Source organism: Nocardioides sp. YIM B13467 (assembly GCF_042788075.1).
GTDB lineage: Bacteria > Actinomycetota > Actinomycetes > Propionibacteriales > Nocardioidaceae > Nocardioides.
This window is the reverse complement of record NZ_JBHZPJ010000026.1, coordinates 1-19,771: the sequence shown is the minus strand read 5'-3', so window position 1 is coordinate 19,771 and position 19,771 is coordinate 1. Positions and strand designations below refer to the sequence as shown.

Annotated in this window: 18 protein-coding genes and 1 pseudogene; 17 read left to right on the top strand and 2 right to left on the bottom strand. The window is 69.5% G+C overall.

Features of this window, described 5'->3' with window-relative positions:
- Positions 1-41: 41 nt before the first annotated feature.
- Complete coding sequence (locus ACFX43_RS06085) at positions 42-2,366, bottom strand: CoA transferase (RefSeq protein WP_378818248.1); 2,325 nt, start codon at positions 2,364-2,366, stop codon at positions 42-44.
- Positions 2,367-2,434: 68 nt separating this feature from the next.
- Here ACFX43_RS06085 and ACFX43_RS06080 point away from each other — a divergent pair, with 68 nt between their 5' ends.
- Complete coding sequence (locus ACFX43_RS06080; protein WP_378818246.1) at positions 2,435-3,322, top strand: enoyl-CoA hydratase-related protein; 888 nt, start codon at positions 2,435-2,437, stop codon at positions 3,320-3,322.
- On the opposite strand, the gene ACFX43_RS06075 is transcribed toward ACFX43_RS06080, so the two are convergent.
- Positions 3,309-4,097 carry an SDR family NAD(P)-dependent oxidoreductase gene (locus ACFX43_RS06075; protein WP_378818244.1) on the bottom strand — a complete coding sequence of 263 codons (789 nt, stop codon included), beginning with the start codon at positions 4,095-4,097 and terminating at the stop codon, positions 3,309-3,311. The genes ACFX43_RS06080 and ACFX43_RS06075 overlap by 14 nt on opposite strands.
- Positions 4,098-4,156: 59 nt before the next feature.
- Between ACFX43_RS06075 and ACFX43_RS06070 the strand changes: the two genes are divergently transcribed.
- From ACFX43_RS06070 to ACFX43_RS05995, 16 genes and pseudogenes are all read left to right on the top strand, one after another.
- Positions 4,157-5,098 carry a PDR/VanB family oxidoreductase gene (locus tag ACFX43_RS06070; protein WP_378818241.1) on the top strand — a complete coding sequence of 314 codons (942 nt, stop codon included), beginning with the start codon at positions 4,157-4,159 and terminating at the stop codon, positions 5,096-5,098.
- 84 nt (positions 5,099-5,182) lie between these two features.
- Complete coding sequence (locus tag ACFX43_RS06065; RefSeq protein WP_378818238.1) at positions 5,183-6,700, top strand: class I adenylate-forming enzyme family protein; 1,518 nt, start codon at positions 5,183-5,185, stop codon at positions 6,698-6,700.
- Between the two features lie 65 nt (positions 6,701-6,765).
- Positions 6,766-7,572 (top strand): crotonase/enoyl-CoA hydratase family protein, encoded by an 807-nt coding sequence (locus tag ACFX43_RS06060; protein ID WP_378818235.1) that lies wholly within the window; start codon positions 6,766-6,768, stop codon positions 7,570-7,572.
- A gap of 1 nt (position 7,573) precedes the next feature.
- Positions 7,574-8,809: an NAD(P)/FAD-dependent oxidoreductase gene (locus ACFX43_RS06055; protein WP_378818233.1), complete on the top strand. Its 1,236-nt coding sequence runs from the start codon at positions 7,574-7,576 to the stop codon at positions 8,807-8,809.
- Between the two features lie 79 nt (positions 8,810-8,888).
- Positions 8,889-10,070: an aromatic ring-hydroxylating dioxygenase subunit alpha gene (locus ACFX43_RS06050; protein WP_378818230.1), complete on the top strand. Its 1,182-nt coding sequence runs from the start codon at positions 8,889-8,891 to the stop codon at positions 10,068-10,070.
- Positions 10,067-10,948, top strand: coding sequence for a GNAT family N-acetyltransferase (locus ACFX43_RS06045; protein ID WP_378818227.1), 882 nt, complete (start codon positions 10,067-10,069; stop codon positions 10,946-10,948). The genes ACFX43_RS06050 and ACFX43_RS06045 overlap by 4 nt, the downstream gene beginning before the upstream one ends.
- A 124-nt stretch (positions 10,949-11,072) precedes the next feature.
- Positions 11,073-12,569: an aldehyde dehydrogenase family protein gene (locus tag ACFX43_RS06040; protein WP_378818225.1), complete on the top strand. Its 1,497-nt coding sequence runs from the start codon at positions 11,073-11,075 to the stop codon at positions 12,567-12,569.
- Between the two features lie 2 nt (positions 12,570-12,571).
- Positions 12,572-12,790, top strand: coding sequence for a ferredoxin (locus ACFX43_RS06035; protein ID WP_378818222.1), 219 nt, complete (start codon positions 12,572-12,574; stop codon positions 12,788-12,790).
- Positions 12,791-12,816: 26 nt separating this feature from the next.
- Positions 12,817-14,034 carry a cytochrome P450 gene (locus ACFX43_RS06030; protein ID WP_378818219.1) on the top strand — a complete coding sequence of 406 codons (1,218 nt, stop codon included), beginning with the start codon at positions 12,817-12,819 and terminating at the stop codon, positions 14,032-14,034.
- Positions 14,035-14,079: 45 nt separating this feature from the next.
- Positions 14,080-14,469 carry an SCP2 sterol-binding domain-containing protein gene (locus ACFX43_RS06025; protein ID WP_378818216.1) on the top strand — a complete coding sequence of 130 codons (390 nt, stop codon included), beginning with the start codon at positions 14,080-14,082 and terminating at the stop codon, positions 14,467-14,469.
- 12 nt (positions 14,470-14,481) lie between these two features.
- Positions 14,482-15,600: an NDMA-dependent alcohol dehydrogenase gene (locus tag ACFX43_RS06020; protein ID WP_378818213.1), complete on the top strand. Its 1,119-nt coding sequence runs from the start codon at positions 14,482-14,484 to the stop codon at positions 15,598-15,600.
- A gap of 9 nt (positions 15,601-15,609) precedes the next feature.
- On the top strand, positions 15,610-17,271 hold the full coding sequence (locus ACFX43_RS06015) for an FAD-dependent oxidoreductase (RefSeq protein WP_378818211.1): 1,662 nt from the start codon (positions 15,610-15,612) through the stop codon (positions 17,269-17,271).
- On the top strand, positions 17,268-18,740 hold the full coding sequence (locus ACFX43_RS06010; RefSeq protein ID WP_378818208.1) for an acetyl-CoA acetyltransferase: 1,473 nt from the start codon (positions 17,268-17,270) through the stop codon (positions 18,738-18,740). The genes ACFX43_RS06015 and ACFX43_RS06010 overlap by 4 nt, the downstream gene beginning before the upstream one ends.
- Before the next feature lie 24 nt (positions 18,741-18,764).
- Positions 18,765-19,082 carry a hypothetical protein gene (locus tag ACFX43_RS06005; protein WP_378818206.1) on the top strand — a complete coding sequence of 106 codons (318 nt, stop codon included), beginning with the start codon at positions 18,765-18,767 and terminating at the stop codon, positions 19,080-19,082.
- Positions 19,079-19,516, top strand: coding sequence for a Zn-ribbon domain-containing OB-fold protein (locus ACFX43_RS06000; protein ID WP_378818203.1), 438 nt, complete (start codon positions 19,079-19,081; stop codon positions 19,514-19,516). The genes ACFX43_RS06005 and ACFX43_RS06000 overlap by 4 nt, the downstream gene beginning before the upstream one ends.
- Positions 19,513-19,771: pseudogene (locus ACFX43_RS05995) on the top strand (thiolase); the annotation flags it as partial. The gene ACFX43_RS06000 and the pseudogene ACFX43_RS05995, both read left to right, overlap by 4 nt.

Genomic DNA, 19,771 nt, shown 5'->3' with positions numbered 1-19,771 from the left:
CCTGAGGCCCGGGCGCTCAGCCCGTGCCTCAGCCCCGCTCCTCAGGGCACGAAGACGACCCCTCGGTCCAGCAGTCCCGCGAGCCGGTGCTCGTCGAGGCCCAGCAGCTCGCGACAGATCGACTCGGTGTCGGCTCCCGCCAACGGAGCCGGCCCGAGACCGGACACCTCGAGCCGCTCGTATGCCGCCGAGGGATCCTCCGCCGGGAGCGTCTGCCCCAGGAGCGGGTGGTCGAGGGTCGTGTAGGTCCCGCGATGGGCCAGCTGCGGATCATCGAGCAGCTCGGGCAGCCGGAGCATCGGCGCCGCGGGCAGACGGTGCCGCTGGAGCTCGTCGCCGACCTCCGCGGGGGAGCGTACGGCTGTCCACGCGGCGACCGCGTCCGCGAGATCCCACTCGCCGGCTCCCACCACCGCGCGCAGCGCCGCGGTCTCCTCTGCGGTGCGCGCCTCGACCACGCACCACTCGTCGTCGCCCGCACAGGCGAAGATGCCACCGAAGACCTCTCGGCCCCGGTTGCCGACCGCGTCGACCGAGCCGGGGCGCAGGCTCTCCAGCAGGGCCAGATCGGCGAGCTGGTGAAGGACCACGTCGGACTGGGCCATCTGCAGGTGACGCCCACGACCGTCGCGGCTGCGGGCGAGCAGGGCGGCGGCCACCGAGAGTGCGCCGAGGCGGGCGGCGACATGGTCCGGGAAGACCGTCACCCCGTCCCAGGAAGCGATGTCACCGGCGGCGTACTTCCACAGGCTGGTCACGCCGCAGGCCGCCCGCACCAGCGGGCCGTAGCCGAGGCGCTGCGCCCACGGGCCGTCCGCGCTGAAGGCCGAGCTCTCCAGGACGATGATGCCCGGGTTGGCCGCGGTCAGTGTCGCGAACCCGATTCCGAGAGAGTCGAGGGTGCCTGGCTTGAAGTTGGAGAGCACGACGTCGCTGCGCCGGACGAGGTCGATGAAGAGTCGCTTCCCCTCCTCGGTACGCAGGTCCAGCCCGAGGCTGCGCTTGCCACGGTTCCCCCACGCGAACGAGGCGTTCATCGCCTCGCCGTGCCGGGTCTGGCGCAGCCCGTCGGGGTAGGTGCGGCTCTCGACCTTGATCACGTCGGCGCCGAGGTCGGCGAAGGCGCGCCCCGCCTCGGCGCCGAACACGATGACGCCGAGATCGAGGACCCGGAGACCGGCGAACGGGGATCCGTCCGTGCCCGGCGTCAGATCCTGGTGGGCCGGCTCCTCGCGTCGGGTCCACGCGCTGTCCGAGGCGGTACGTGTCGGCAGCTCGGGGCTCGGCGTCCGCATGCCGAGCAGCTGTCCGTCGGAGGCGAGGTAGCCGACCGGCACGGTCGCGGTCAGTCCAGGAGCCACCTCGGTGCGCGCGACGGTTCCGGCCTTGGTGAAGTGGTCGGCGGCGAGCGCCTCCCCGAGCGAGAGCACCTGGGCGAGCGGCACGCCTCGCGTGGCGGCCTCGTCGACCAGCTCGGCCGCGGTGCGGTCAGCGAAATGCGCCTCGATGAGCAGCTCGAGCCGGTCGGCGGCCGCCACGCGGGCGGTGATCGAGTCGTAGGCGGGGTCGGCGAACTCGGCAGGCTCCCCGAGCCAGCCGAACATGCCCCGCCACTGACGCTTGGACAGCAGGCACAGGCGTACGAAACCGTCCGCACATCGGTAGATCGGGTAGGAGTCGGCGGGTGGGCGTCCGCGCCGGAACTTCCCCGACCGTCCGGCCGCAGCCGACCCCTGCACGCCGAACGCCGGGTCGAGCCCGGTCACCACGGCCTCGTGATGGGACAGATCGATGGTCTGTCCCCAACCGGTCCGCATGCGCTGTGTGTAGGCCACCAACGCGAGCCACGCCGCGTGTGCGGTGGCCGTTGCGGTCGCGAGCTGCTCGGGCGGGACCAGCGGCGGTGCGCCTGGGCGGCCGGAGCGTGACATCGCCCCACTGAGGGCGAGCAGCGTACGTCCGGTCGCCTGCCAATCCCGTCGCGGACCGGTGAGGCCGAACGGTGAGGAGATCACGGCGACCAGACCTGGGCTGGTCTCGCGGATCTTCTCCAACACGATCGCATCGGCCGTGGCGGGGGAGAGGAAGACGATGTCCGCGTCCGCGACCAGCGCCTGCGCTCCGGCCCTGCCCTCGGGTGTGCTGAGGTCGGCGGCCAGTGCCGACTTGTTGGCGTTGCGAACGCTGTACGGCAGCGAATGGCCGCCGATCACAGGTTCGTCGTTCCGGGTCCGTGCGCCCTCCGGCGGTTCGATCTTGAGCGTCTCGGCGCCGAGATCGGCCAAGAGGCGGGCGGCCGCCTCTCCGACGGCGTCTCCCAGATCGGCGACTCGGACTCCGGTCAAGAGCAGTTCAGCAGCAGCCATGTTGTTCCTCCTTGATTCAGACTAATCTAATGCCATTCGGTTTGTCTGCCAATGTCAGGAGCTTTGAGATGACTGCTGGTCCCGTCGTCGACTATCAGGTCAAGGACAGGGTGGCGACCATCGCCCTCGACCGTCCTGAGCACGGCAATGCCATGACGCTGCGTCTGTGCAGCGAGCTGGTCGATGCGATCGACCGAGCGGAGGCCGACGACGAGGTAGCGGCGGTCGTGCTGACCGGAAACGGCCGGAACTTCTGTGTCGGCGCCGACCTCGAGGAGGGGTTCCATCATGGTGACCGCGAACCCTTGCCCGAGCATACGGCCTTCGTCGAGCGCTTCGGCACCGCCGACGGCGTGCCTAGGGATGCGGGCGGTGTGGTCACCCTCCGGATGGCGGCGATGCTCAAGCCGATGGTGGCCGCAGTCAACGGTGCGGCCGTCGGCGGTGGCGCCTCGATGATCCTGCCCGCCGATGTCCGGGTGGTGGGGGAGTCGACCCTGGTCGGGTTCGTCTACGCGCGGCGCGGGATGCTCATCGAGTCGGCCGCGAGCTGGTTCCTGCCGCGCCTGGTGGGCACCGCCCGTGCCACCGAGTGGGTCCTCACGGGCCGCCTGCTGTCCGCCGGTGAGGTGGTCGCCGGCGGACTGGCGGGCCGGGTCGTGGCCGACGCCGATGTCCTCGACACCGCGTACGCCGTCGCGACCGAGATCGCCGGGCGCGCCTCGACCGTGGGCGTATCGCTCTCGAAGCAGCTGCTGTGGAGCATGTGGGCGGCGCCGAGCCCGTGGGACGCCCATCTGGTGGAGTCGCGCGGTGTCTACGAGCTGCCCGGCCTCGGTGATGTCGGCGAGGGTGTCGCGGCGTTCCTCGAGAAGCGTGACCCGGCCTTCCCGCTCCGGGTGCCGCGCGACTACCCCGAGTACGGCCCGCGGTGGCCGGGCCTCAGTAGGCGGTGAGGCCGCCGTCGACGCTGAGGGTCGTGCCGGTGACGTACGTCGAGGCCGGGCTGACCAGGAAGAGCATCGCGGTGTCGAGCTCGTGCTGCTCTCCGAAGCGGCGGAGCATGCTCTGCTCGGCGACCATCTCGCGGAGCAGCTCGCCCTCGCCGGCCGTCATCTCGGAGTCGAAGTAGCCGGGGCACAGCGCGTTGACCCTGATCCTGCGGCGTGCTGACCACTCACCCGCGAGGTCGCGGGTCAGGCCGATGACGCCCGCCTTGCTGGCCGCGTAGGCGGCTTGCGGGTAGCGCGGTGCGACCTGCCCCAGAACGCTCGCCACGTTGACGATGGAGCCGCCGTTCTCCATCCGTGCGGCGCATGCCTGGGCCATCCAGAACGTGCCGTTGAGATTGACGTCGATCAGCCGGCGGAAACCCTCGGGTGTCTCCTTGAGGGCCGTGACCGCTGAGCCGAGGCCGGCGTTGTTGACCAGGCCGTCGATACCGCCGTACGCCGAGACCGCCGCGTCGGCGACACGGGTGCAGTCCTCGGGGTCGGCGACATCGGCGACCACGATCGCCGGCTCCGGACCGATCTCGCGCAGCTCCTCGGCCAACGCCGCGAGCCGGTCCTCTCGGCGGGCCGTGATCACCACATTCGCTCCCGCGTGAGCGAGGGCGCGGGCGAAGCCGGCGCCGAGGCCGCTGCTCGCGCCGGTCACCACCACGGTGCGGCCGTCCATGCGGAAAAGGTCGAGCGGGTTCATTGCCACCTCCGGCGTCAAGTTCTGCATTGCTGTTCACAAACCTAACATCATTAGATAAAGTGGAGCCAGAGAAGAGGTGAGGCGTGATGACCGAGGAAGCCAGACGGGTCCGGGTGGCCGAGAGGCAGGACTTGGCCGATGGCGTCGTCGGCCTGGTGCTGGAGCCGCTCGGCGGGGAGCTTCCCGCCTGGGAGCCGGGGTCGCATGTCGATGTCCTTCCCGACGGCGGCGAGGTCCGGCAGTACAGTCTGTGCGGCTCGCCCGGCGACCGCGCTCGCTATCGCGTCGCGGTGCTGCGGGTCGACGACGGCCGCGGTGGCTCGGTGCGTATTCACGACAAGCTCTCAGCGGGGGACGAGCTCGATCTCCGTGGCCCGCGCAACCACTTCCGCCTGGAGCCGGCCGCGAGCCACCTCTTCATCGCGGGTGGCATCGGCATCACCCCGATCCTGCCGATGGTGGCGACCGTGGCGGCCTCGGGCTCTGACTGGAGTCTGGTCTACGGGGGCCGTTCGCGCCGGTCGATGGCGTTCCTCGGCGATCTCGAGACGCACGGCGACCGGATCGACCTGTGGCCCCAGGACGAACGGGGTTTGCTGGACCTACCGGCGGTCCTCGGTGAGCCTGTGCCCGGGCGGCGCGTCTATTGCTGTGGGCCGGAGCCGCTGCTGGCTGCGGTCGAGCAGGAGATGCGTACGCGACCGGGAGAGTCGTTGCACACCGAGCGATTCGCCCCGAAGGAGCCGGTCGAGACCGGAGGCGACGCCTTCGAGGTCGAGGTCGCCTCGACCGGGGCGCGGGTCGTGGTGGCGGAGGACGAAAGCATCATCGACGCCCTAGCCGGCGCCGGGATCGACGTCGACTTCTCCTGTCGTGAGGGGACGTGCGGGACCTGCGAGACCGGCGTCCTCGGTGGAGTCCCTGAGCATCGCGACTCCGTGCTCGGCGACGACGAGCGGGCTGCCAACGACTGCATGATGATCTGCGTCGGCCGCTGCCGTACGGGCCCGCTCATTCTTGACCTCTGAATCGATCTCGGGGCATTGACAGTGACGCACGTCACGGGTACAACTCAGTTATCTACAACCAATAGGTTTAATGAAGGAGCTGCCATGAGCGCGACCATCGGTTCTGCTCTCGCCTGGTGGGCGCGGACACAGCCGCACGCACCAGCCTTCGTCTTCGAGGACGAGACGCTCGACTATGCAACCGTGGAGCACTGGTCCAGCCGGGTCGCGCTCCGCCTCCAGGCCGACGGCGTCCGGCCCGGCGACCGGGTGGGCCTGATGGCCCCCAATGACGTGCTGTGGCCGATCGCCGCCTACGGGATCCTGAAAGCCGGTGCCGTCCTGGTGCCGCTCAACAGCCGCTTCACCGCGGCAGAGCTGCGCAAGGTGCTCGACGACGCCGGAGCGACCGCAGTGGTCACCGACGACTCCCTCGTCGACGTCGCCACCGAGGCCGGCGCGATCGGGGCCTCGGTCGCGGTGGTCCCCTTCGCCGACCTGGCCGCGCTGCGCGAGGGCGGTCCGGAGACCTTCCGGGTCGATCGAGGCGAGGAGGACCCGATCTCGATCATCTTCACCAGCGGATCCACGGGCCGATCCAAGGGCGTCGTCCTGACCAACCGCACGCTGCTCAACATCGTCTTCGAGGCCAGCCTCGTCGAGGAGGGCTTCCATCGAGGCTCGAGCGCGATTCTGGTGCTGCCGTTGGCGTTCACCCCGGGGCTGGTGTGGGGCATGCTGATGTCGACGGTGCTCGGTGGAAAGCTCGTGATCGAGAAGCAGCTGGTGCCCTCGCGAGCGGTGCGGCTCATCGAGGAGCACCGCATCGAGGCCATCTTCGGTGTGCCGCTGATCTACCACGCGATCGCCGGAGCGCCGGAGTTCGCCGACGCCGATCTGTCCTCCCTCAGCACCGCCGTCGTCGGCGGCGCCGCGGTGCCGGTCACCCTGCTGGAGGCCTGGGCGAAGAAGGATGTCGCGCTACGCCAGATCTACGGCATGACCGAGGCCGGCGGGATCGCCACGTCCACGCCTGTCAGCGAGTTCCGCGATCACCCCGACAGCTGCGGTGCGGGCCACATCTTCACCGAGGTCGCCGTGATGAACGCCGACGGCGAGCTCGCCGCTCCCGGCGAGACCGGCGAGCTGGTGATCAAGGGGCCGGGTGTGACTCCCGGCTACTGGGAGTCACCCGACATCAACGCACAGGTCTTCCGTGACGGCTGGCTGCACTCCGGTGACCTGGGCGTCTGCGACGAGGACGGCCGGATCAGGTTCGTCGACCGGCTCAAGGACCTGATCATCACCGGAGGGATCAACGTCTCGCCGGTCGAGCTGGAGCAGGTGCTCGCCGCGATTCCCGGGGTCGGCGAGGTCGCCGTGATCGCGGCCGCCGATCCGAAGTTCGGGGAGACGCCGGCGGCGATCATCCAGGCCAGCGGTGAGCTCACCGAGGAGGACGTGATCCGCGAGGCGTCGAAGGTGCTGGCCGACTTCAAGGTGCCCCGCTATGTCGTGCTCCGTGACGCGCCGCTGCCGCGGCTGCCCAGCGGAAAGATCAGCAAGACCGACATCCGCACCGAGTACGCCGACCTGGTCGAGCAGTACCAGAAGGTCCGCTGACCCGTCCGACGCCCGCCCGCCCGCACCACGCCGCACGACGCCGCACGACGACAAGGAAGCCACCCATGAGCACCGCCCAGGTCGAAGCCGACAACCAGATCGTCACCCTCGAACGCAGAGGCCATGTGGCAGTGGCGACCATCCGTCGCCCGGACGCGATGAACGCGGTCAACTCGGCCGTCTCGGTCGGCCTCGGTGCGGCCCTGGCCGAGGCTGATGCGGACGAGGACGTACGCGTGCTGGTGGTCACCGGAACGGGGCGGGCGTTCTGCGCCGGCGCGGATCTGAAGGCGCTCTCCCGGGGCGAGCGGGTCGACGACCCCGACCATCCCGAGTGGGGCTTCGCCGGCTACGTACGCCATTACGTCTCGATCCCGACGATCGCGGCGGTCAACGGGTTCGCCCTGGGTGGGGGCACCGAGATCGTCCTCGCCTCCGACCTGGCCGTGATCGACGAGGGAGCGCAGCTCGGTCTTCCTGAGGTCAGGCGTGGGCTGATGGCCGCGGCGGGCGGCGTGATCCGCACGCAGCGGCAGGTGCCGCTCAAGCACGCCCTCGAGATCGCGCTCACCGGCGACCCGGTGGGCGCGGAGCGGGCTGTCGAGCTCGGCCTGGCCAACCGGGTGGCCCCGAGCGGAACCGCGCTCGAGGTCGCTCTGGAGCTCGCTGACCGCATCGCCGCGAACGCGCCGCTGTCGGTGGCGGCGACCAAGGAAGCCGTTCACCGCACCCTCGCAGCCGGTTCCGACTGGGACGGGGAGCCCTGGGAGATCAACGACCGGGCGATGGCCCGGATCATGCGCTCCGAGGACTTCAGAGAAGGCACCCGGGCATTCGCCGAGAGACGCGATCCTGAGTGGAAGGGCCGCTGACATGGCCGACGTCGAGCTGGTCGACGGGGTCCGGCGGCTCGTCATCGTGGGCGCGTCGCTGGGTGCCGCGCGTGTCGTGGAGGAGGCGCGCCGGATCGGTTTCGACGGCGAGATCACCGTCATCGGCGAGGAGCCGCACGGACCCTACGACCGTCCGCCGCTCACCAAGGAGTTCTTAGCCAAGGAGTTCAGGACGGGCGAGGACGACCCCGCGCCGTTCTGGCACCTTCCCGACCCTGAGTCGCAAGGTGTCAAGCTCTTCACGGGCACGAAGGCGCTCTCCCTGGACTCCCGCAACCGGCGGGTACGCACCGACAAGTGGGACATCGACTACGACGCGCTGGTGATCGCCGTGGGTGCGCAGCCTCGGCCCCTCGACGTCGAGGGCGCCCAGCTGGAGGGGGTCACCACGCTGCGTACGCTGGACCAGGCACGCGCCATCAGAGAGGCCCTCGAGCCGGGCGTACGCGTCGTCGTCGTGGGAGCCGGCTTCATCGGCGGCGAGGTCGCCTCCAGTGCTCGAGCCCGCGGCGCGGACGTGACGTTGGTCGAGGCCCTGGAGCTTCCCCTGGTGGGTGCGGTGGGCTCGCTCGTCGCCGAGCGCCTCGCCTATCTGCACCGGCAGTACGACGTCGAGCTCCTCACGCGCACCAAGGTGCGCCAGATCCGTGGCCACGGCCGGGCGGAGAAGGTGTCGCTCAGCGACGGCACCACCGTTCCGGCCGACCTCGTGGTGGTGGGCATCGGTGTCGAGCCGGCCACCGGATGGCTACGCGGCTCAGGAGTGGCGATCAGCGATGGGGTGGCCTGCTCGCCCTACCTGGAGAGCACGGTCCCCGGTGTCTACGCCGTGGGCGACGTCGCCCGGTGGGTCAATCCGTGGAATGGTCTGTCGACCCGGATGGAGCACTGGACCTCCACCGGGGAACAGGCCGAGTTCGTCGTGCGCAACGCGCTGACCACCGACCGCCGGCCGTGCAGCATCACGCCGTACTTCTGGTCGGAGTGGTACGGCCACAAGCTCCAGCTCCTCGGCGAGCCGGCCGACGAGGTCGAGCTCGTCGGCCATGGTGGCGCCACCGACCCGTTCCTCGCCCAGTACCGCTACGACGGCCAGCTGGTAGGTGCCTTCGGCTTCGACCGCACCGGCCCGCTCATGAAGCTGCGCACGGCCGTCTCCGAGCGGCTCTCGTGGCAGTCGATGCTGCGCCGGCCCGAGGGCACCGCAAGGACCTGACCCGCCGGTGCCCGTTGGGTCGGCGGCGTACATTCATAGCTCGAGATATCTAAAATCATTAGTTAAGAGGAGGTATGTCGTGACGGACGACGTCAGCATCGACCGCGAAGCGCGGATCAGGCGTGCTCTGGACCACCTTCGCAACGACACGACCGATCAGTTCGAGAAGGTCGAGCCGTTCGAAGCACACGAGTTCACCGACCCCGAGCTGGCGGCACGGGAGCGCGACCTGATCTTCGGCCGGGTGCCGACGATCGTTGCCCATGGATCCGAGATCGTGAAGACGTACGACTTCAAGACCGTGCAGCTGCCGCGCAACAACATCATCATCACCCGTCAGCGCGACGGGGGTGTCAAGGCTCTGGTCAACCTCTGCCGCCACCGCGGCGGCCTCCTGGAGGGGGACCCCTGCGGCAAGCGCCGGCTCTTCTCGTGCCCGTACCACCGCTGGTCCTACGACATCGACGGCACGCTGCGAACCATCACCCGGGACACTACGGTCGGAGACCTCGACCAGGCCGATTACGGGCTCGTCGAGCTCCCTGCCGAGGAGCGCCACGGCTTCGTCTGGGTCGTGGACAATGCCGACGCGGAGATCGACGTCGCCTCCTGGCTGGGGCCGGAGATGGACGAGATCCTCGCCGGCTACCACCTCGACGGACTCGGCTGCATTCGCGCCGAGGGCTTCGAGGAGCCGGTGAACTGGAAGGTGATGCAGGACGCCTTCCTGGATGGCTACCACATCCAGTACGCCCACCCGAACTCTGCCGCGAAGTACATCCACACCAACGTGATGGTCTTCGAGGACTTCGATCGGCACTGCCGGTTCATCGCGCCCCGTAAGAGCATCGACCGCTGGCTGGAGGAGGAACCGGGTGACCGCAGTCTGGTGGACGACGTCACCGAGACCCACTTCCTCGGTCCGAACAGCACGCTGCTCAAGCAGCCCGACCACTTCCAGCTGCTCACCTTCCGCCCGCATCCGACCTCGCCGACCCACTCCGTCATGGAGATGCGCCTGATCGTGCCGTCGGCGGAGGAGGCCGGGATCACGCAGGAGCGCTGGGAGTACCTGTGGGAGAAGAACTGGCAGATCCTCCTCGCCGTGCTCCACGCCGAGGACTTCCCGGTGCTGCGTGACTCTCAACGCGCCCTGGGCAGCAGCGATGCCGGGTCCATGGTGCTGGGTCGCAACGAGGTCGCCAACCAGGTGTTCCGGCGCCTGCTCAAGCGCCTCCTGGCCGAGGCGGACGACGCATGATCACCTACGCATGGCGTACGACGCTCGCCGGCGCCGAGCTGGAGGACGTCGAGAGCCTGCTCGAGCAGGCGGTGGAGTATGACGCCGAGGCGGGTTTCTCGACCGCCACCCCGGCCGCGGCGGGACGCGGGGAGGTCCATCACCTGCTGGTCTCGATCGCACCGCCCGGAGAGCGGGGGAGCGTTGCGCTCGACCGGTTGCCGGATGTGCCCGTGGTGGCCTATCTGCGCCTCGACGTGCTCGGTGACGTTGCCGACGTCCAGCTCGTGGTGCGTCCGGAGTTCCGTTCCCATGGAGTGGCGACGTTGCTGGCCGAGCTCCTCGACGAGCAGCCGACCGGGTGGTCCTCGATCGCCGGCGTACGCCGCCTCCGGGCCTGGTCGCACGGCGCCCACCCCGCCGCTGAACGGATGGCACGGCGGTTCGGCGCTCGTACGGACCATGCGCTCTTCAAGACCCTGCGGTTCATCGGAGGGTCCCGTCCCTTCGCCGGGGACGGTGCGGGGGTGGCCGTCGAGGCCGCCCCTGATGGTCCGGCCGAGATGGTCGAGGGGCATCTGACCGGCATCGCGCCCGGCGAGCGATCCGTGCTCGCTCGGGGGCGGACCCGCTTGGCCACTCCTGTCGGAAGTGTTCTCGTCGGCGTCGATGGGCCCGATCCGGCCGGGCAGTCGGCCTGTATCGCCCTCGACCCTGAGGACGCGAGTGCCGGCGACCTCCGAACCCTGCTGGCAACGGCGCTCCTGCGCGTTCAGGCCGACGGCGCCCGGGTTGCCCAGATGTACGTCGATGCGCTCTCCGAGGCCTTCGTGGGCGCCTCCAGGGAGCTCGGATTTCAGCATGACCAGTCGGACCTTCTCTACGTCAGGCCCCTCTGAGAACGGATCGCCACGCCGTGTGCCGGGCAGGGCATTGACCGCTTAAACCTAATTGTATAAGTTTTGCGACTGTGAGGGGCGCCACACCGGCTCCCTCGTGCAGCAAGTGAACGAAGGACATGTGATGCGTGCATTCAGGAACTTGATCGGCGGCGAATGGATCGACGCCGAGGGCGTGCTCCCTGCCGACGACCCGTCCACGGGCGAGGTCTACGGGATGGTCCCGGACTCCGACGCCGCCACCGTCGACGCCGCCGTCCGGGCCGCGCGGACAGCTTTCGACGGACCCTGGGCCCGCATGTCGGTCGGTGACCGCGCCGAGGCGCTGCGCCGTCTGGCCGGTGTGCTGGAGAAGCGATTCGACGCGCTGGTCGAGGAGCTGATCATGGACACCGGCGCGACGGCTCGGTTCGCCCCGATGCTGCAGGTGGGCGCGCCTCTTGCCCATCTGCGCGACTTCGCCGACATGGCCCACCACCTGGACACCCCGGAGTCCTTCCCGCTTCAGGCGGGACCGGCGCTGGGCCAGTGGGAGCTGCACCGCGAGCCGGTCGGAGTGGTCGGGGCGTTCACGCCCTACAACTTCCCGCTCTTCATGACGGTCTGGAAGATCGCACCGGCGCTGCTCGCCGGCAACACGGTGGTCCTGAAGCCCTCACCGCTGACCCCGATCGGACCCGAGGCCCTCGCGGCCGCCAGCCTGGAGGCAGGCATTCCGGCCGGCGTGATCAACCTGGTCCACGGCGACCGAGTCGCCGGCGAGGCACTGGTCGCCCACCCCGACGTGGACCTGGTCAGCTTCACCGGCAGCACTGCGGTCGGGACCCAGGTGATGGCCTCGGCCGCCGCGACCGCCAAGGACGTCATCCTCGAGCTCGGCGGCAAGTCGGCCGGCCTGGTGCTGCCCGACGCCGACGCCGAGCTGACCGTGCGCGGCATGCTCTTCTCCAGCATGATGCACGCCGGCCAGGCCTGCGTGGCTCTGACCCGGATGCTGGTGCCGGACTCGCGCTACGACGAGTTCGTCGAGCTGCTCGAGCAGCGGGCCAAGGTGCTGAACGTCGGCCATGCCGCCGACTTCGCCACCGATGTCGGCCCGGTCATCTCGGACGCCGCCCGCATCAAGGTCGAGAAGTTCGTCGCCGCCGGGCTGGAGGCAGGTGCCCGCGCGATCGTCGGTGGTGACGCCCCCGCGGGCGTGCCCGCCGGCGGCCACTACGTCAGCCCGACCGTCCTGGTCGACCTCGACAACGACAACCCTGCCGCGCACGAGGAGATCTTCGGGCCGGTGCTCTCGGTGATCCGCTACTCCGATGTCGAGGACGGGATCCGGATCGCCAACGACACCCGTTACGGCCTCGCCGCCGCGGTGTGGGGCAACGACCTGGTCAGGGCCCGGGAGGTCGCCCTGCGGATGCGGGGTGGGCTCACCTGGATCAACGACGCCGCCCAGGCGGACGTGACCAAGACCCCGCTCGCCGGGCGCGGGATGAGCGGCGTCGGCCAGGAGAACGGTCGCGACGGCCTCCTCGCCTACACCAAGGTCCGCAGCCTCTACACGGCCCTGGACCGCGACATCGACCTGCGCGCGTACGGCGTCGTGGGCAGCGAATGGGAGTGAGCATGAGCGACCACAGCCAGGCATCGATCGATCGTCAGCTCTGCAAGGGCCACGGCCGCTGCTACATGTCGGCGCCCGCGGTCTTCGACTCCGACGACGAGGGATTCGGCGTCGTGGTCGGCGAGGCCACGACACCGGGCGACACCGCCGCCCTCGAACGCGCCGTCAACAACTGTCCGGAGCGCGCGATCGCGTTCGCGTCCTCCGCAGCCACGCACTAGCCCACCCGGAAGAAGGAGACACCGTCATGAGCGAGCTCAAGGACGCCGAGAGCCCGGAGATCCAGACCGATTTCGACATCCACTCACCCGACATCGCCGACACCGTCTATGACGTCTACGCCGAGATGCGGAGCAAGTGCCCCGTGGCCCACAGCTCGCACTACGGCGGGCACTGGGTCGCGACGAAGTACGACGACATCCAGGAGGTCCTGAAGAACCCGACGGTCTTCTCCAGCGAGTCGGTCAACGTGCCCGGCACCATCGGGCAGGACGGGCCGATGATCCCGATCGAGGTGGACCCGCCCGACCACGGCATCTACCGCAAGCTGATCAACCCGCTGTTCTCGCCGAAGCGGATGGCGGCGCTGGAGCCCCAGATCCGTGACATCGCGAACGAGCTCATCGACCAGATGCTGGAGAACAAGCAGGTCGACTTCATCCAGGCCTTCGCCAAGGAGTTCCCGAGCCGGGTCTTCCTGGCGATGATGGGCTGGAACCTCGAGGACAGCGCCCGGTTCAACCACTGGGCCGACACCATCGTGCTGGGGGAGCCGGGCGCAAGCGAGGAGCGCGCCACCGAGGTGCGCATGGCGGCCGCGATGGAGGTCTACGCCTACTTCGGCGAGATGATCGACGAGCGTGCCGAGTCCGGTGATGCCGACGACATCACCCAGATCCTCATCAACGGCACCTTCGAGGACCGCGAGCTGACTCAGTTCGAGGTGCTCAACATCCTGTTCCTCTTCCTCATCGGCGGACTGCACACCGTGCAGGGCCAGCTGGCCCACTCGGTCATCTACCTCGCCGAGCACCCCGAGGTGCGCAAGCAACTCGTCGACGACCCCGGGCTGGTGCCCACCGCGGTCGAGGAGATGCTCCGCTGGGAGTCGGCGGTCTGTCCCGCCAGGGTCGTCAAGGAGGACTACGTCCTCGACGGCGTACAGCTGAAGGCCGGCGACAAGATCCTGATCCCGTTCGGCTCGGCCAACCACGACACCAGCGTGTATCCCGACGCCGATGTGGTCGACCTGACCCGCGACCCCAACCCGCACCTCGCCTTCGGGGCCGGAAACCACCGGTGCGTCGGCTCCCACCTGGCCCGGCTCGAGCTGAGGGTCGCCTTCGAGGAGCTGCACCGCCGGATCCCGGACTACCGGCTGGACCCCGACAACGCGCCGGAGCGGCACCTGAGCCAGGTCAAGGGCGTGGTCTCGCTCCCGCTCATCCTCGGCGAGTCCCTCTGACCCGCCGCACCACAACTCGCATCCCACAACAAAGGAGTACCCGAGATGACCGTCAAGTTCGGAACCGTGGAGTTCTACCAGGCGATGGGCGATGCCCTCAACAGCGACCCGGTCTGGGCCGACAAGGGCAAGAACATCGACTTCAACATGGCCTACAAGTACGAGGCACCGCTCGAGGGCCAGTTCTTCGTCAGCTTCGACAAGGGCCAGGTGACCGCCGTACGTGACGCCAGCCAGGAGGACCTCGACAACGCCGACTTCCTGATCAGCGGCTCCAGCGACACCTGGAAGGGCTGCTTCGACGGAAGCATCAACCCCACCGTCGCGATGACCCGGGGCAAGCTGCGCGTGCGCGGCAAGATGGCGCAGATGCTCAAGAACATGCCTGCGTTCATGTACATCCAGGAAACCATGGCCAAGATCGACTTCGAGTGAGGATCTGAGCAGATGAAATCACGAGCAGCGGTTCTCCTCGACGGCCCCGGCAAGTGGGATGTCATCGAGGTCGAGGTCGACGAGCCCAAGGAGTTCGAGGTCCTGGTGCGGTTCACGCACGCAGGTCTGTGTCACTCCGACGATCATTACGCCCAGGGGGACGTCCCCGCGATGGCCTACCCGTTCGCCGGCGGCCACGAGGGCGCCGGCATCGTGGAGAAGGTCGGTCCGGGCGTACGCGACCTGAAGGTCGGCGACCACGTGGTGGCCGCCTTCATCCCCGGCTGTGGGCGGTGCACCTGGTGTGCCCGCGGCATGCAGAACCTGTGCGACAACGGCGCCTACATGATGATGGGCACCCAGCTCGACGGCACCTTCCGCCTGCACACCGAGGATGGCACCGACGTCGGTCAGTGCTCTCTGGTCTCGACGTTCTCCGAGTACTCCGTGCTTCCCGAGTGGGGCGCGATCAAGATCGACGACGACATCCCGCTCGACATCGCCGCGCTGATCGGCTGCGGGGTTCCGACTGGGTGGGGTTCCTCGGTCAACGCCGCCCAGGTACGTCCTGGCGACGTTGTCGTGGTCATGGGCATCGGCGGCATCGGGATCAACGCGGTCCAGGGCGCCAAGTTCGCCGGCGCCTCGCACATCCTCGCCGTCGACCCGGTGGAGTTCCACCGGGAGAAGGCGCTCGAGCTCGGTGCGACCGAGGCGTTCGTCAACATCGCCCAGGCCACCGACCGTGCCCAGCAGCTCACCAACGGCCAGGGCGCCGCCTCGGCGATCGTGACCGTCGGCGTCGCCAACGGCGAGCACGTCGCCGAGGCCTTCGGAGCGATCCGCAAGGCGGGCACGGTGGTGCTCACCAGCATGTGCAACGTGACCGAGTACGGCATCCCGGTGAGCCTGTTCGAGCTGGCGATGTACCAGAAGCGGATCCAGGGGTCGCTGTTCGGGATGATGCAGCCCACCCGGGCGGTGCCGGACATCCTGGAGCTGTGGCGCCAGGGCAACATCAAGCTCGAGGAGCTCATCACCCGTCGTTACGCCCTGGAGGAGATCAACCAGGGCTACGAGGACATGCACGCCGGGGTCAACCTCCGCGGTGTCATCGACTACTCCGCCTGACGAGCCGACATGACCCACGTCGTCACCCGAGCCTGCTGCAACGACGCCAGCTGCGTACCGGTCTGCCCGGTCAACTGCATCCACCCGACACCGGACGAGGCGGACTACGGCACCGCCGAGATGCTCTACATCGATCCCGCTGTGTGCATCGACTGTGCCGCCTGCGTCGAGGTGTGCCCGGTCGGTGCGATCAGCGCCGACTACGACCTCGCCGCCGACCAGGAGCCGTACGAGCAGATCAACGCCTCCTGGTTCGACGGTGACGGGCGCCGCGACTACGCGCAGGATCCCGTCCAAGCCCGGTCCACGACCTGGACCGGACGGACGGGGGAGCAGCTTCGGGTGGCGATCGTGGGATCCGGTCCGGCAGCGTCGTACGCGGCCGAGGAGCTGTTGTCGAAGCGCGGCCTCGACGTCGCCGTCGACATGTTCGAGCGGCTGCCGATCCCGGGCGGGCTCGTCCGCTTCGGGGTCGCTCCCGACCACCAGGACACCAAGCAGACGTCGGTCGCCTTCGCGCGAACACTGAAGCGGAAGGGCCTGCGGCTCTTCCTCAACACCGAGGTGGGGCGGGACATCACCGTCGACGAGCTGCGCGCCGGCTACCACGCCGTGATCGTCGCTGTCGGCGCGCTCGACGACCGTCGCCTCGGCATCCCGGGGGAGGACCTTCCCGGCAGTCACTCGGCGACCGAGCTGGTCGCCTGGTACAACGGTCATCCCGACTTCGCCCACCGCACCTTCGACCTGTCCAGCGACCGTGCTGTTGTCATCGGCAACGGCAACGTCGCCCTCGACGTGGCCCGGATCCTCGCCTCGGACCCGGAGCGGCTGGCGGGTACCGACATCGCCGACCATGCGCTCGCGCAGCTGAGGGAGAGCAACATCCGCGAGGTCGTCGTGGTCGGTCGTCGGGGGCCCCAGGAGGCGGCGTTCACCACCAAGGAGCTGCTCGGCCTGATCCAGACGCCAGGGATCGACGTCGTCGTACGCGGCGAGGAGCTCGCTCTCGCCGAGCCGGCACCTCTCGGGTCCGCCGCGGCAGAGAAGCAGCGACTGCTGCAGGAGCTGCTCGCTCGCCCACTGACCGCTCCGCGCCGTGTGGTGCTCCGCTTCCTCGCCTCGCCCGAGAGCGTCCTCGGCGAGGACTGGGTCTCGGGGATCCGGCTGCAGCACAACCGGCTCGAGGCCGACGGTTCCGGCACGGTCCGCCCGGTGCCGACCGGCGACCTCGAGGAGCTCGCGTGCGGACTGCTCCTCCGGTCGATCGGCTACCGCGGGTCAGCGGTGCCGGGCATGCCCTTCGATGACGTACGTGCCGTGGTGCCCAACGTCGATGGACGCGTGGACGAAGCCGGTGAGACGGTTCCGGGGCTGTTCGTGACCGGCTGGATCAAGCGAGGCCCGAGCGGGGTCATCGGAACCAACAAGCAGTGCGCCCGGGAGACCGTCGGCCACCTGCTGGACGACTTCGACGCGGGTAGGTTGCCCTCGCCACAGGACCCCGCGGACGACATCGAGGCGCGGCTGCCCGGCCATGTCGGGTTCGACGGCTGGCGCCAGATCGACACCTATGAGACCGGTGCCGGCAGGGCGGCACGACGCCCGCGCGTGAAGCTGGTCGACGTCGAGGAGATGCTCGCCGTGGCGCGGTCAGGAGCCGGCGCATGAGTCTGGATCCACGTACCCCTGTTCTCGTCGGCGGCGGGCAGCTCAACCAGCGATCAGAGCCTGTGGAGCCGGTCGACATGATCGTCCGGGCGGCTCGGCTCGCGGCCGCGGACGCCAGTGCCGCGGAGCTGGTCGAGCGCATCGACTCGATCCGCATCGTCGGGATGCTGTCGTGGCGCTACCGCGACCCGGGTCTGCTCGTGGCCCAGCGGCTGGCAGCTCGGGTGCGGCACACCGTCTACACCGGCCACGGGGGAAGCCATCCTCAGGCCCTGGTCAACGACGCCGCCGAGGACATCGCCTCCGGGCGCTGCGATGTCGTGCTGGTCGGCGGTGCTGAGGCATGGCGGACCCGGATGAGCCTCAAGGCCCGCGGCGAGCGACCCGACTGGACACGGCAGGACGACTCCGTGCCGGTTCCCGAGACCCGTCCCGACGTCCCCATGAAGGATCCCACCGAGGTCGCGGCGGGCCTGGACCGTCCGGCCTACGTCTATCCCCTCTTCGAACAGGCGATCCGGGTCGCATCCGGGCGCAGCATCGACGAGCACCGAGACGTCATCGCAGGACTGTGGGCGCGCTTCAATCAGGTCGCGGTGGGCAACCCCGACGCCTGGGTGCAGCGCCCCTGCACGGCCGAGGAGATCGCCACCGCCTCACCGGCCAACCGGATGGTCAGCTCGCCCTACACGAAGCTGATGAACTCCAACAACAGCGTCGAGCAGGCCGCCGCCGTCCTCGTCTGCTCCGTCGAGGCAGCCCGTCGCTACGGTGTGCCCGAGGACCGGTGGGTCTTCCTTCGCTCGGGGAGCGAGGCCTCCGACACCGCCCAGATCGCGGCGCGTCCGAGGCTCGATGCCTCGCCCGCGATCGCCGCGGCCGGCCGGACCGCGCTCGAGCTCGCGGGCCTCACCCTCGATGACCTCGGACCGGTCGACATCTACTCCTGCTTCCCCTCCGCCGTGCAGGTCGCCGCCGATGCGCTCGGGCTGTCCATCGACGACCCTGCTCGCCCGCTCACCGTCACCGGCGGCCTCACGTTCGCCGGGGGGCCGTGGAACAACTACAGCACCCACGCCATCGCCACCATGCTGGGCGAGGTGCGTCGCACCCAGCGGCCGGGGCTGGTCACCGCCAACAGCGGGTATCTGACCAAGCACGCCGTCGGCATCTACGCGCCCACGCCCGGGGACGGGTTCCGTCGGGCCTCGGCGCAGGCACAGGCCGACGCGGTCGCTCCCACTCAGGTGGCCCCGACCTACACCGGGCCCGCCGAGCTGGAGGCATGGACCGTCGCGCACGACCGCGAGGGCCGGCCGGTGACGGCGATGGCCGCGCTCCGTACGCCCGGAGGCGCCCGCACGCTGGCGCGATCGGAGGCCCCCGAGGTCGTCCAGCGTCTGACGACCGAGGACCTGGCCGGCGCCAAGTTCGATGTCTCGGCAGATGCCACCTTCGACCCGTCCTGAAATTCCTACGCGAGGAGAGCTCCGATGACCGCAACCACACCCGACTTCGAGACCACCTACCGCCGTCACGTCGACGGGGTCGTCGCCGGCGACCTGAAGGCGGTGCTCGCCGACATGGCTCCGGGCACGGTCCCCGCGGTCTTCGTCGGTGTCCGGGTCCCGCGCGAGGACGTCGACGGCGCCGAGATCGTCTCGGTGCGGGTCGACGGCGACCGGCGCGTGGGCGAGGCTGTCTACACCACCCCGGACGGCACCATCGGCCTGCGCTCGGGCTGGGCGCTCGTCGACGGCGTCTGGAAGGCTGACATCCTGGAGAACTTCGACCCGTCGAGCGCACGATGACGGCTGCTGCGCCAGAGACCCTTCCGGCGGGCCCCGCCCTCGATGAGAGCGATCGGCCCTTCTGGGAAGGGCTGCGGGACGACCGACTGCTGCTGCCGCGGTGTGCTGCCTGTGGGCAGTGGCGCCCGCTCGGTAGAGCGATGTGCGCGGCGTGCTGGTCCTTCGACACCGACTGGGCTCCGGTCGCCCCCGAGGGCACCGTCCACACCTGGGTGCGCAGCGCCCGCGCCTTCATGAGCGAGCTCGACGTCCCCGTCCCGTACGTCACGGTCCTGGTGCGGCTCGACGACGCGCCCGTCCGACTGCTGGGCATCCTCCTCGGCGAAGATCCGCGTCCGGCCATCGGAGACCGTGTCACCGGAGTCGTCCAGCAACCTACGAATGCCGAGTGGCCGGTGCTCCGCTGGCGTCTCACGGGCGGGGAGGACCGATGAGCCTGCGAGGGACGACCGCGGTGGTGGGGGTCGCCGACATCCACCACCCACGTGGCAAGGCGCCGGGCGGCGAGCGTGAGCTCGTGCTCCAGGCGATCCTGGAGGCATGCGCCGACGCGGGGATCTCACCGCGAGACGTCGACGGGTTCACTTCCTACGCCGGGGGCGAGCACAGCGGACCCGTGCTCGCAGCCGACCTCGGGATCCGCGAGCTGCGCTGGTCGAGCATGGTCTGGGGTGGGGGAGGTGGAGGCG

Excerpts from the sequence above, each read along its gene's own strand:
- ACFX43_RS06075 (WP_378818244.1), bottom strand. The coding sequence starts at position 4,097 with ATGCAGAACTTGACGCCGGAGGTGGCAATGAACCCGCTCGACCTTTTC.
- ACFX43_RS06000 (WP_378818203.1), top strand. The coding sequence starts at position 19,079 with ATGACGGCTGCTGCGCCAGAGACCCTTCCGGCGGGCCCCGCCCTCGAT.
- ACFX43_RS06040 (WP_378818225.1), top strand. The coding sequence starts at position 11,073 with ATGCGTGCATTCAGGAACTTGATCGGCGGCGAATGGATCGACGCCGAG.
- ACFX43_RS06085 (WP_378818248.1), bottom strand. The coding sequence starts at position 2,366 with ATGGCTGCTGCTGAACTGCTCTTGACCGGAGTCCGAGTCGCCGATCTG.
- ACFX43_RS06080 (WP_378818246.1), top strand. The coding sequence starts at position 2,435 with ATGACTGCTGGTCCCGTCGTCGACTATCAGGTCAAGGACAGGGTGGCG.
- ACFX43_RS06015 (WP_378818211.1), top strand. The coding sequence starts at position 15,610 with ATGACCCACGTCGTCACCCGAGCCTGCTGCAACGACGCCAGCTGCGTA.
- ACFX43_RS06025 (WP_378818216.1), top strand. The coding sequence starts at position 14,080 with ATGACCGTCAAGTTCGGAACCGTGGAGTTCTACCAGGCGATGGGCGAT.
- ACFX43_RS06030 (WP_378818219.1), top strand. The coding sequence starts at position 12,817 with ATGAGCGAGCTCAAGGACGCCGAGAGCCCGGAGATCCAGACCGATTTC.
- ACFX43_RS06065 (WP_378818238.1), top strand. The coding sequence starts at position 5,183 with ATGAGCGCGACCATCGGTTCTGCTCTCGCCTGGTGGGCGCGGACACAG.
- ACFX43_RS06070 (WP_378818241.1), top strand. The coding sequence starts at position 4,157 with ATGACCGAGGAAGCCAGACGGGTCCGGGTGGCCGAGAGGCAGGACTTG.
- ACFX43_RS06045 (WP_378818227.1), top strand. The coding sequence starts at position 10,067 with ATGATCACCTACGCATGGCGTACGACGCTCGCCGGCGCCGAGCTGGAG.
- ACFX43_RS06060 (WP_378818235.1), top strand. The coding sequence starts at position 6,766 with ATGAGCACCGCCCAGGTCGAAGCCGACAACCAGATCGTCACCCTCGAA.
- ACFX43_RS06020 (WP_378818213.1), top strand. The coding sequence starts at position 14,482 with ATGAAATCACGAGCAGCGGTTCTCCTCGACGGCCCCGGCAAGTGGGAT.
- ACFX43_RS06035 (WP_378818222.1), top strand. The coding sequence starts at position 12,572 with ATGAGCGACCACAGCCAGGCATCGATCGATCGTCAGCTCTGCAAGGGC.
- ACFX43_RS06010 (WP_378818208.1), top strand. The coding sequence starts at position 17,268 with ATGAGTCTGGATCCACGTACCCCTGTTCTCGTCGGCGGCGGGCAGCTC.
- ACFX43_RS06055 (WP_378818233.1), top strand. The coding sequence starts at position 7,574 with ATGGCCGACGTCGAGCTGGTCGACGGGGTCCGGCGGCTCGTCATCGTG.
- ACFX43_RS06005 (WP_378818206.1), top strand. The coding sequence starts at position 18,765 with ATGACCGCAACCACACCCGACTTCGAGACCACCTACCGCCGTCACGTC.